General features: G+C 63.3%; 10 protein-coding genes. 4 read left to right on the top strand and 6 right to left on the bottom strand.

All coding sequences use genetic code 11. From position 1 onward, the window contains the following. Window positions 1-40: 40 nt before the first annotated feature. Window positions 41-967, bottom strand: a complete 927-nt coding sequence (locus tag TSH64_RS04780) for a LysR family transcriptional regulator (RefSeq protein ID WP_109095782.1) — start codon at window positions 965-967, stop codon at window positions 41-43. Window positions 968-1,212: 245 nt separating this feature from the next. On the opposite strand from TSH64_RS04780, the gene TSH64_RS04775 reads away from it, so the two are divergent. Genes TSH64_RS04775 through TSH64_RS04760 form a run of 4 tightly spaced genes read left to right on the top strand, consistent with a single transcriptional unit; the run spans window position 1,213 to window position 3,692 of the window. Beyond that, on the top strand, window positions 1,213-1,530 hold the full coding sequence (locus TSH64_RS04775) for a DUF2282 domain-containing protein (RefSeq protein ID WP_199237466.1): 318 nt from the start codon (window positions 1,213-1,215) through the stop codon (window positions 1,528-1,530). 37 nt (window positions 1,531-1,567) lie between these two features. Beyond that, window positions 1,568-2,443: a DUF692 domain-containing protein gene (locus TSH64_RS04770; protein ID WP_109095781.1), complete on the top strand. Its 876-nt coding sequence runs from the start codon at window positions 1,568-1,570 to the stop codon at window positions 2,441-2,443. After that, the gene (locus TSH64_RS04765; protein ID WP_109095780.1) at window positions 2,433-3,194 is read left to right on the top strand and encodes a DNA-binding domain-containing protein; all 762 of its coding nucleotides are present in this window, start codon (window positions 2,433-2,435) and stop codon (window positions 3,192-3,194) included. Before TSH64_RS04770 ends, TSH64_RS04765 begins: the two co-directional genes overlap by 11 nt. 3 nt (window positions 3,195-3,197) lie before the next feature. Further along, window positions 3,198-3,692 carry a DoxX family protein gene (locus TSH64_RS04760; protein WP_247872755.1) on the top strand — a complete coding sequence of 165 codons (495 nt, stop codon included), beginning with the start codon at window positions 3,198-3,200 and terminating at the stop codon, window positions 3,690-3,692. An 897-nt stretch (window positions 3,693-4,589) separates the two neighbouring features. Here TSH64_RS04760 and TSH64_RS04755 read toward each other — a convergent pair. The 5 genes from TSH64_RS04755 to TSH64_RS04735 all read right to left on the bottom strand — a co-directional run bounded on the left by TSH64_RS04755 (window position 4,590) and on the right by TSH64_RS04735 (window position 11,739). Next, window positions 4,590-9,224: a chemotaxis protein CheB gene (locus tag TSH64_RS04755; RefSeq protein ID WP_109095779.1), complete on the bottom strand. Its 4,635-nt coding sequence runs from the start codon at window positions 9,222-9,224 to the stop codon at window positions 4,590-4,592. Window positions 9,225-9,813: 589 nt separating this feature from the next. After that, window positions 9,814-10,440 carry a response regulator transcription factor gene (locus TSH64_RS04750; RefSeq protein WP_109095778.1) on the bottom strand — a complete coding sequence of 209 codons (627 nt, stop codon included), beginning with the start codon at window positions 10,438-10,440 and terminating at the stop codon, window positions 9,814-9,816. A gap of 173 nt (window positions 10,441-10,613) precedes the next feature. Continuing rightward, window positions 10,614-10,976 carry a hypothetical protein gene (locus TSH64_RS04745; RefSeq protein WP_109095777.1) on the bottom strand — a complete coding sequence of 121 codons (363 nt, stop codon included), beginning with the start codon at window positions 10,974-10,976 and terminating at the stop codon, window positions 10,614-10,616. Further along, window positions 10,973-11,224: a hypothetical protein gene (locus TSH64_RS04740; protein ID WP_109095776.1), complete on the bottom strand. Its 252-nt coding sequence runs from the start codon at window positions 11,222-11,224 to the stop codon at window positions 10,973-10,975. Before TSH64_RS04740 ends, TSH64_RS04745 begins: the two co-directional genes overlap by 4 nt. Then, entirely contained in the window at window positions 11,221-11,739 is a 519-nt protein-coding gene (locus TSH64_RS04735; RefSeq protein WP_109095775.1) for a hypothetical protein, read from the bottom strand. Before TSH64_RS04735 ends, TSH64_RS04740 begins: the two co-directional genes overlap by 4 nt. Window positions 11,740-11,745 lie beyond the last annotated feature (6 nt).

The raw sequence follows: 11,745 nt of genomic DNA, 5'->3' as shown, positions 1-11,745 counted from the left end.
TCAAGCCCTCCCCCAGTCCCGCTGGGGGAGGATTTTCTGTTCACTCCACCACGGCGACATCCTCCCATCTCATCGACGTGCGCGTCGGTTCGGCGGCATCCCAGTGGTAGGTCTGGGCCATGCGGATGGCGACCTGCTCCACCGGTGTGAAGCGGCGCCCGGCAACGGTGACCAAGTGGATGGTGCGCGTCACTTCCGGCTCGACGATGGCGCGCGTCACCACGCCCGGCAGCGTTGCCATGTTCTCCGGCATCACCGCACAGCCCATGCCGGCGGCGATCATCGCCTGGACCCAATCCTCCCGCTCACTGTGATAGCGGATGTTCACAGCGTGCCGCTTCGGCACTTTCAACACTTCGAAATGATAGCGGAACTCGCAGTGCACGCGCTGAAGGTAGTCCTCGCCGTCCAGTTCGGGCAGAGGAACGGCGTTCATGCTCTCGAACCGGTGACCACGCGGGCATGCGATCAGATACCGCTCGGTGAACAGGGGCCGCGCGGTGCAGCGCTCGGGAAACGACGGCAGCGCCACCAGCGCCACGTCCAGATCGCCGCCCACCAACGCCTCCACCAGCGGCTTTGCCGGCAGGTCCTGGATCTGCAGGTCGAGCATGGGGATGCGGGCACGCAACTGCTCGAAGAAGCCGACGAGGCGGCCGGGGCTGATCGTGCACATGACACCGAGCTTGAGGGGTGCCCGCTCCATGCTGCGGTACTGCTTGGCCTCCGCCAGCACGGCCGAGTTGGTCGTATAGATGGAGTCCAGATGCGGCAGCACCAGCCGGCCCAGCTCGGTCAGGTGGGTGTTGTGGTGCTCGCGGCTGAACAGCAGGCCGCCCATTTCCTCTTCCAGCTTTTGGATGGCGCGGGTCAGCGAGGGTTGGGTGACGTTGCACTGCTCCGCCGCGCGCGTGAAGTTCAGCGTTTCGGCGACGGCCAGGAAGTAACGGATCTGGTGCATCTCCATGATCGGACCCCCTTTCGTGACCGATCATACACTGTGATGCCGCCGATGCCGGTGCTCAGTTGGGGGAGGCCGGTAAACAACCTTTCACATCATTGTGATAGGGCGCGAAGGGAACGTGATCCGTCCATAGCCGGCGGCTATGCAACAAATACTCACCAGGCATTTCCGTCGAGGTCGTCCAACAAATACTTTGATCTTCACCGGACGCCTCCAACAACGGAAGGCCCCACATGAGGAGAGAAACCATGACCGCCAAGATGAACACGACGATGACCGTTGCCGCCGCGCTGGCCGGCGCCCTGTCGATGGCTGCGCTGATCCCCCTGCACAGCGCCGCCGCGGCCGAGGCCTCGGGGCTGGAGAAGTGCTACGGCGTCTCCAAGGCCGGACAGAACAGCTGCGCCAACGCCGCCGGCACCCATTCCTGCGCCGGCCAGTCCGCCAAGGACTACGACGGCGGCGAGTGGCGCGCGGTCAAGGCCGGCGTTTGCAAGGAGATCGGTGGCAAGACCGAAGCGTTCAACGGCATCGGAACGCCCAAGGACATGACCAAGAAGGGCTGATCCCACCCCGTTCCGCCGGCCGCCGGAGACGTCTCCCATGTCCACCCCGATTCCCGCGAACCATGCCGCCAAAGCGTCCTTCCCCGTGCCCTCCCAGGCGGGCATCGGACTGCGGCACCGCCACGTCGCGGAGTTCCTCACCTCCCGCCCGCGCGTGGCGTGGATTGAGGTGCACAGCGAGACCTATCTGGCGGCCGGCGGTCCCCGGCTGCGCGCCCTGGAGGCGATCCGCCGGGACTACCCGCTGAGCTGCCATGGGGTCGGCCTCTCCCTCGGTTCGGCCGAGGGAGTCGATCCCGAGCACCTCGCTCGGCTGGCCACCCTGTACGACCGCCTGGAGCCGGACCTTGTCTCAGACCATCTGGCCTGGAGCGTCACCGGCGGCACCTACCTCAACGATTTGCTGCCACTGCCCTACACCGAAGAGGCGCTGGACCTCGTTCGCCGCAACGTCGAGCGCACGCAGGAGACGCTGGGCCGGCGGATCCTGGTGGAGAACCCCTCGCGCTACCTCGACTTCGAACAGTCCACCATCCCCGAATGGGAGTTCCTGGCCGAACTCGCCGCGCGCACCGGCTGTGGCCTGCTGCTGGACGTCAACAACGTGTACGTCAGCGCCGGCAACCTCGGCTTCGATGCGGACGCATACCTGGCGCACGTCCCCGCCCAGGCGGTGGGGGAGATCCATGTCGCCGGCCACGCCGTGCACGAGACGGGAACCGGCACGCTTCTCATCGACGACCATGGCGACGTGGTGGCCGATGCCGTGTGGGCGCTGCTGGCGTCCACCCTGGAGCGCATCGGCCCGCGCCCGGTGCTGGTGGAGTGGGACACGCGGGTGCCGGAGCTTGCCGTGCTGATGGCCGAAGCCGCGCGCGCCGACCACCTGCTGGAGATGCGCCATGCTGCGTGACCTGCAAGCGGCCATGCGCCGGCAGCTCCTGTCGGCCCACCCCGCTCCGCCACCCGGAATCCTGGGCGACGCCGTCCCCGCCCCGGTGCGGTTCGCCGTCCATGCGAACAACGTCGTCGGCTCGCTGGTGGAGGCGCTGGAAGCGGCCTTCCCGGCAACGGTACGCCTGCTCGGCCATGCGGTGTTCCGCCGCGCCGCGGCGGGTTACGTCCGCCGGCATCCGCCACACGTCCCGCAGATCCTCGCCTTCGGCGACCGCTTCCCGGACCACTTGGACGAGATGCCGGAGGCGGCTGAATTGGCTCGTTTCGAATGGGCGTGGAACGCCGCCTTCTTTGCCGCCGACGCGCCGATGCTCGACCCGGCGGATCTCCGCGCCGTGCCCCAGCACCGCTACCCGGAGCTGCGCTTCACGCTGCACCCGTCGGCGCACCTGCTCACCGTGGCACACCCTGTCCTCGACCTGTGGAAGGCGTTGCGCCATGACGAGCCGCCGCCCGGCCCGTTGCCCATAGACCCGCCGCCGGGCGGCGAACAGGTGCTGATCGTCCGCCCCTTGGCCGAGGTGTGCGCTGTGGCTATCGGCCGCGGCGAGTTCACTCTGCTGCTCGCCCTGTCGGCGGGCGCGGACCTTTGGCACGCCTCCACCGCCGCAGCCGGAACCGATCCCGGCCTCGATCTGCAGGCTGCCCTTCTGGCCCATCTGCAACTGGGCACCTTCACCGCCTTTTCCTTTCCTCTGGAGGAATGAGAGATGATCGATCTCGCCGCTACGACGCCCGTGCGTCCGCGTCACACTCCGCTCGTCCCCATCATTGACATGGTGGACGTCGTTATCAGCCGGCTGAACGCCTGGGGCGCACCGGTGCTGCAACTCGGCATGAGACTATGGATGGCCAAAGTGTTCTTCACCTCTGGCCTGACCAAGATTCAGGACTGGGACACCACTGTTCTACTGTTCGCCGATGAGTACAAAGTGCCTCTGCTGCCGCCCGAGGTGGCGGCCACGCTCGGCACCATGTTCGAATTGGGCATGCCGGTGCTTCTGGTGATTGGGCTGTTCAGCCGGCTGGCGGCGCTGCCGCTGCTTGGCATGGCACTGGTGATCCAGTTCGTGTTGGGTGCCGCCAACCCAAGCTACGATTCCGTCGAGCATTTCTATTGGATGTTTCTGCTTCTGGCGATCGTGGTGCACGGACCGGGAAGTCTGTCGCTGGACGGGGTGCTGCGCCACCGGCTGCCGCGCTGAGCGGCGGCTTATCATGCAGATGCAGCGGATCTGCTACGCCTTGACCACTGGCACCAGACCTGCTGCATCAGACAAATCTCGGTGGTTGCGCCAGAATAGAAAAGCCGTCGAAATGCGATGCATCTCAACGGCTTGCTACGAAAAGGTTGGTTGCGGGGGCGCGAAGCCACCGAGAATTGACTCTGCCACCGGTAGATGTTTAATGCCGTCAGTCGAGCGATGCATCGCCTTTAAATTTTGAAGACGACCGCTGAGCTGCCCCCGATATTCAGGTCAGCTCAGCCGATTATGCTGCGCCCGTACGGCCGCCAAGTCCTCCGAAGCCCGGACGCGAAGCCTTCCAGCGACGTTCCGGCGGGCGGCAGCCAGCCAGTCATCGAGGGACCGGCGCTCAGCGTGTCCAGGGACGTCCTGCGCCGGCTCGTAGGCTACAAGTCGCACATCAACATCGACAGCCGGGTGTGGGCGGACAGCGCCTACCGTTCAGAAGCCAACAAAGCGGCCATCACGGCGGCGGGACGCCGCAGCATGGTGCATTTCCGAAAGGCCGAAGGGGCGGCCGACACCGGGGCCACACCATCGGCCTCGCTCACGCGACGGTGGAGTTCGGGATCGCCAACCTCGCGTACAATTTCCGACGTCCGATCTGGCTTGAGAAGCGAACTACGCGCGCATATCACCAATAAAGCCGCATATTCCCACCATTTTTTGGACTAAAATCGAGAGTTCAGTCTCCAAAGAACGCTTCTTTTCCACGAGCGCGGGTCTTTCGCTGCCCTCAACGCGCGTGCAGAGGTGGTTTATCGAGGTGTTCAGTTGACAGGGTTCCAAATCTGGACGGATGAGGTGGAACCCTGAGTTGCTTGACCAGCCTTGGCAGAGGAACCGGGTAGAGGATCAGGCGGTTCCCGGCTCCACGAAGCGGTCCGTCAGGGCGTGTCGTATGGCGGTCAGCAGAGGCTCCGGGCTCAGTGGCTTGTGCAGCAACAGGAAGCCGCTGGCGCTCGCCTCCCGGATGCGCGCGGGCGAGGTGTCTCCGGTCAGAAGGATTCCGGGCAGCCGGGCGGCGAAATGCCGCTCCAGCCGGCGGATTGCCTCCGATCCGGTTTCCGTGCCCTTCAGCCGGAAATCGGCGATGACCAAATCCGGTACCCCGTTCCCCAACCGCTCCACCGCCGTGTCGCCATCGGATGCAGCCACCACATCGTAGCCCAATTCATGGAGAAAGGCGGCGACCCCGTCGAGGACGGTCGGGTCATCGTCGATCACCACCACCCGCTCGCCGTTGCCGCCGTCGGATACGACCATCTCCTCGTCCTTCGGAAGGGAATCGTCCGGACTGGCCAACGGAACCAGGATCTCGAACATCGATCCTTGCCCTGGCGCCGATTTGACCCGTATCGGGTGATGGAGCAGCGCGGCAAGGCGTTCCACGATGGAAAGGCCCAGCCCCAGCCCCTGCCGCCGGTCACGCTCCGGATTGTCGACCTGATGGAACTCCTCGAAGATCGATGCCAACTGGTTCGGCGGAATGCCGCGCCCGGTGTCCCAGACCTGAATGCGCAGGTTCGGCCCGGCACGGCGGCAGCCCACCACGATGCGACCCTGGTCGGTGTATTTGATCGCATTGGCGATGAAGTTCCGCAGGATGCGCTCCAGCAGCTTGGGGTCGCTCTGCACCGACAGGCTCGTCCGAACGCTGTGCAATGTCAGTTCGGCAGCCTCGGCCAACGGCGATAACTCGGCGCACAGCGAATCGATCATCGTCTGGACCGGACACGGCCGGAGCGTCACATGGATGATGCCGGCGTCGAGGCGCGACACATCCAGGATGTCGTCGAGCATGGCGGTCATGGCGCCCAGCGCGTTGCCCATGCTGACCAGCAGCTTTGCCGCCGCCTCGCCCTGCGGCTGCATCGCCACCAGATGATGGAACATCAGCAGGGCCTGGACCGGCTGACGCAGGTCGTGGCTGGCAGCGGCAAGAAATCGGGTTTTGCTGGCGCTTGCCAGTTCGGCGGCAGCCTTGGCGGCGGCGAGGGCTTCGCGCACGCGCACCTGCTCTGTGACGTCTTCCATCGCCAACAGGATCAGCTGGCCCGCCTGATTGAGCCGGCGGGCGTTCAGCAGCAGGGTGCGGCGTCCCCCGGCGCCTTGGTCGCCGACACCCTGACCGATGGTCAGTTCCAGCGCATCGATGACCGTGCCATCGGGTATGATCCGTTCCAGTACCCGGTGCAGCTCGGGATCGGCCAGCAGACCGCCGGCCGTCTCGGCCAGTTGGATGCCGAGCACGCCGTCCGGCGTGGTGGCGAAGGATCGGTGGAAGGCCGCACTCGCGCCGACCACCCGCAGCATCTCGTCCAGCACCAGCAGCGGTTCGCGGACCGTGTCGACGATGGCCTGGGCGAAATCGCGCTCAGCCCGCGCTGTGCGCAGCACCCCCGCCCGTTCGATGACCAGCCCCAGCACGCTGGCGATGGCGTGGACGAATTCCAGGTCGGCATCGCTGAACCGTCCGGCCTTGTGGCTCAGAACCGCGAGAACGGATGGTCCGCGTGCCGCGCCACCGAAGGGAACCGACAGACCGCTGACGAAGTGGCTGCCCGACAGCGCCATGGAGGAGCGGACACGTTGATCGGTGGCGAAATCCTCGACGATCGACGGCTGCCGGGACCGGAACACCCGTCCGACCAGTGTCGACATGTCGCTGGGGATCCTGACGGCAGGCTCCTGTGGAACGGAGAGGCCGGCACTGCCGAACAGGATCAGATCGTCAGCGTCCCCGGTGCGCCGGCCCGATGGATCCTCGCTGGGACCGAGGATGGCGACGCCGTCCGCATCCAGCCCTTCGGCAATCAGACGGGCCGCTTCCGCCAGTATCTCCGGGCCTTCCGCTCCGATGAGGTCCCTGCGCCCGAGATCGGCGATCAGCTTGTACTGGCGGGCCTGCAGAGCCATGGCCAGGCTGGTGCGCTTCAGCGGCGTCACGTCGCTGAAGGTGATCACGACCCCCTCCCCCCGGCCTTGCTGCGTCCGGTAGGGCTGGATGCGCCGAAGGAAGGTCGCATCGTCGTCCGTCGACACTTCCCGTTCCAACGGCATCAGGGATGACAGCACCGACCGGATGTCGGGCAGCAGGCAAGGATCGGAGAAATGTCGGGCGATATCGGTGATCAGGCGTCCGGCGTCCTGCGGCAGCAGAGCGAACAGCCGGGCCGCCGACGGCGTGAAACGCTTGATCCGCATGTCTGACGACAGGAAGACCGTGGCGATGTCGGTGCTGCTCAGCAGATTGCCCAGATCGTTGGTGGTCGCCTCCAGCTCGTCGACCTTTTCATGCAGCTGGGAGTTCAGCGTGCTGAGTTCCTCGTTGAGGGATTGCAGCTCTTCCTTGGATGTCTCCAGCTCCTCCGTGGTCGACTGGTACTCCTCGCCGATCGACAGGATCTCCTCGTTGGCGCCCCGCAGCGCCTCGCTGGTGGCACTGAGTTCTTCGATGGTGTCGTTCAACTCCTCACGGGTCATGCGCAGCTCGTTTTCGAGCTGTTCGACGCCGTCAATTTCCATCGGCAGCGGCGCGGTCTCGGCGACCGGTGTACTTGGCGCCGCGTGGTCCGCCGTGAATGTCACCAGAAACAAGTCATTGCCGGCCCGGGGGAAACGCACCGGGATAACCAGAACGGTCACCGGCACCACAATGCCGTGACGCTTGTGCCGGATTCCGGAGATTTGAACCCGGCCGTGCACGGCGAGCACCTGTGCGACGGCGCGGCGGAGCTGCAGGCGCAACTCTCCGCGTGCCATCGCCGTCAGATCCCAGGGCGGTTCTCCCGTTGGCAGGTCGAGGAAATCGCCGGTCGGACCGAAGAGATACTGGATGCGATGCAGCCCGTCGATCAGAACTGCCGCCGGCGCGTATTCAAGCAGCAGGGCCTGTCGGATGATGTCCGCCGGGCTGGTGCCGCGCAAGGGGGTGGGCGGTGTCGGCACCGGGACCGCGGACCGCCCCCCCGTCGTCGGGACCGCCATCGCACTGCTGCGCGTCGCACCGATCTTCCGGTACAGACGCCATTTTTTTGAAAGAGGCGCGAACAGGTTGGAGAGCGTGTCAAGGTTCTCCGCCGTACCGAGGAACAGGCCGCCATTATCCAACAAGGCGAAATGGAACAGGGCGAAGATGGCCTTCTGCACGTCCGGCTCGATATAGATCAGCATGTTGCGGCAACTGATCAGGTCGAGCTTGGAAAAAGGCGGATCGCTGAGCAGATCGTGCTGGGCGAAGGAAACCACATCGCGCAATGGCTTGGCGACCTTGTAGCCGCCCTCGACCTTTGTGAAGAAGCGGGCGAGCCGGTCGACCGACACGTCGACCGTGATGGTTTCGGGATACAGGCCGGTGCGGGCGACGGTCAGCGCCCGATTGTCCACGTCGGTTGCGAAGACCCGGAAGCCGGGAGATACGCCGCTTCGTGCGCAGGCCTCCATCAACAGGATTGCGATGGAGTAAGCCTCTTCCCCGGTGGCGCAGGCCGGGACCCAGACGCGGATCGGCTTGCCCGCCGGCTGGTTCCGCACCAGTGGGACGATGTAGTCTCCGGCCAGGATGTCGAACGCCGGACCATCGCGGAAAAAGCGCGTCACGCTGATCAGGATGTCGCGGGACAGCAGTTCGATTTCGGCCGGGTGGGTGCCCAGAAACGCCCGGTATTCCGTCATATCGGCGATATGGTGAATCCCCATCCGCCGCTCGATGCGGCGGGTCAGCGACCGCGGCTTGTAAGCCCTGTGATCGCGCTTGGTGTGCGCGCTCAGCAGATCGATGATGCCGCCCAGCGCGCCGTCCGGCGCTTCGGCCTTCTGAACCGTTGCCGGGCCGATATAGGGTTGGTGGACGAAATCGACGATGGCGCCAGGCATGCGCTCCGGCGGCAGGATATAGTCGGCCATGCCGGTGGCGATGGCGCTGCCCGGCATGCCGTCGAAGTCGGCGGTCGTCGGATCCTGCACGACCACCAGCCCACCGCATTCCTTGATCGAACGCAGTCCATTGGTGCCGTCGGCGCCGGTACCGGACAGCACGACGCAGATCGCCTTCTCCTGCTGGTCGGTCGCCAGTGTGCGGAAGAAAACGTCGATGGGCAGGGTCGCGTCGACAGACTGCCGCGATTCGTGGATGCGCAGTTGGCCGGCCTCCATGGTCGGCAACCGACCCGCCGGAGCGATGTAGATGTGATCGGCCTCCAGCGGAATCCCGTCATGAGCCGTATGGACCGACAGCACCGTCACATTTTTCAACAGGTCGGCAAGCAATCGTTCATTGTTCGGGATCCGGTGCTGAATCACCACAAAGGCCAAACCGCTGTCAGCCGGTATTGCTCTAAGCAGGGCCGTGATGGCTTTAAGGCCGCCAGCCGAGGCACCGATGCCGACGATCGCCAAAGGGCCGGGCCGTATGCGCCGCTGTTCATCCTGATCCATATTGGGAATGTCCTGACAATGACGATCCGTGCCTTCACCCGCCGACATCATGATCGGCTTTCCGCCAATACGACGATTCGAGTCAGAGAAAATTCTTAGCCAAGCCTCGCCCCGCCGGGTTTCATGGCAGGAGAGCATGAAATTAACGTGTAGACGCTAAACAATTAGAGCACATATAAATTTTGCACATGCTCTCAAGAAGACAGATGTTAAATTAATTACCCCCATAACTCTGCGGCAAATTCAGGGAACTTATGAAATAAGAATAAAATTAACGCGAAAATTACGATCTGTCAAACGATAATTTCTATAGCTTCTTTATTTTCTATCTATGTGGGGTTTGGTAAAAATAGATGCGTTATCCTGCACAGGAACACCACTCGGAACAGCAAAATATTGATTGCGCATCGACGCGATGCAGTGAATATGTGGCTCAGCCACATCTTCTATGACAACAGATTGGCAGAACCTGTGCCTGGACCAACGGGATAACCGGCTGATCTGTCCGGCTGCGGCCAACCGCTTCGCAATGGGCCGGAGGGCGCCAAATCCCTTGCGGTGAGTGTCACGTCGCCGGCTTCACGCTTCCGTCCATGGCCGGCACGGCGGCCATCCCATGATGCCGTCAGAGAAAGTCCGGTCACTCTGCATCCGCAAAGCCGTTGTTGAGGCCCCAGAGGGCGGCCTGCGTGCGGTTCGAGACGTCGATCTTGCGCAGCAAACTTTTGAGGTGAAGCTTGACGGTCGCCTCGGTGATCCGGAGATGGTTGGCGATTTTCTTGTTGGAACTGCCATTCTGCAGGCAGCGCAGAACCTGCGCCTCGCGCCTGGAAACACCTTTGTTCGGCGCCGCCAGATCGGCGGCGCCGTTCAGGCGACTGTCGATCAGCAGTGCGGCCAAGGCGCTGGGGAAGACCGTTTCGCCGATCATGACAAGCCGCAACGATTGCGCCAGCGCCTCCATGGAGATGTCCTTCATCAAGAATCCGTCCGCACCGGCCTGGATGGCCTTCGTCATGATTTCCGCGTCCAGAGTGCTGGTAAGCACCACCACATGCGTGTCCGGACAGGCCACCTTCAGTGCCCGGATAAGATCCGTGAAGTCGCCGATGCCGACAGGATCGATCAAAATGACCTGTGATGCGTCGCCTTCCTGGACGATCTGGAGTGCCGCCTTGAGAGACGAAGTCTCTTTGGCGACGTGAAAACCCTGCTCCTCGAACATGGCTTTCAATCCTTGGCGGAAAAGATTGTTCGCGTCTATCATGGATATGGAAACAAGAGACATTACCAGATACTCCGGATTTCTAAAATAATTCGGTAGTATTGCGCTCATAATATTGGAATGGCGACCTGCTATTTGGAGATTTTTTATTTTTTAATAAGGGGAAATTCTGAAATTCGTGCCTGAACAAACAAGGAAAATCCTGGCCGGCCCAGTCACGCCCGGCCAGCAACCGCAGAATCCGGAATCATGGCTTGCAGATCTGTTGAAAGAATGGACGGGATCGGTGCACGCGCGCGGTCGCGCCGCGGCAGTTGTGCAATCCGATGCAATTCCTCCACCCAGGGCGACGGGTAGCTGTTCACGCCGAATATCCAGACGGCGTCGGTCCGGCCATCCGCCATACGCAACAGCACGCGGGCATCGTGGCCGTCCTTTCCGGCGTGGTTGGCGGCCTGTACAGCGGCGATCAGGGCACCGACCTGTCCGTTGGGAAAGGGGCCGTAGCGTTCCCCCTCAAGCCCGACGAACCACCCGTCTGTACGGCACGACACGGTATAATGGGCTGATAGGCTCATGAGATCATCCGTTCCTTGATGGCGTCCGCACCAACCGCGGCACAGGCTCTGGTAAGGCGGGTCAGCGTGGCACCCTGCGGCAGGCTGACGTGGCTCGGTGGTGTAAAGGCGGGGGGAAACTGGTCCGGCGATGCGCCGTAGACAGTTGGATGCCAGCGGCGCTCGGCATTCATCCAGCGCAGCTGCTCACGCAACGCATCGGCGCCACGGGGGCATCGCCCCTCGATGGAATGGAGAAGGGGGGTCATGGACGTTCCTCCGATGCGGATGTCGGCGTCAGGATGTCAGCCATGGCCGGAATTATCGGATATGGAGGCTCCATAACCGCCTGTGCCGCTCCGTCATTGCCGGCACAGCACCAGCGGACATGGCAGGGTTCCCCTGCCGCCGATTGCGCCAGCACGACGCTGGCGAAGCCGAGACGTTCCGCTGCTTGCGCTTCCCGAATGGCTTTGGCGAGCGCATCGATCTGGTCGGCGCAGGGCGGATAGACGAAGCCGTCCGCACGGACGATCCATCCGGCGTGGGTTTTAAGAATGAAGAAGGCCAGCCTTGTCCGGGAATTCATAAAGTGTCTCCGATGTGGACCGGTTTGTCGGCAATGGCGGCAGCCATGCCATCCGGATCGAGTCACGCCAGGAAACACCTCGGATTTGCAATCCTCGGTAAAAATGAGCAGGCGTGGGGTGGCTTTGAAATAATTAAAGTGGGGGTTCCCAGAGTTTTCCACAATGGGATATCGCCGAAATACATCGGTGGACATTCAATG

Source organism: Azospirillum sp. TSH64 (assembly GCF_003116035.1).
Classification (GTDB): domain Bacteria; phylum Pseudomonadota; class Alphaproteobacteria; order Azospirillales; family Azospirillaceae; genus Azospirillum.
This window is presented reverse-complemented; position numbering and strand designations above follow the sequence as displayed.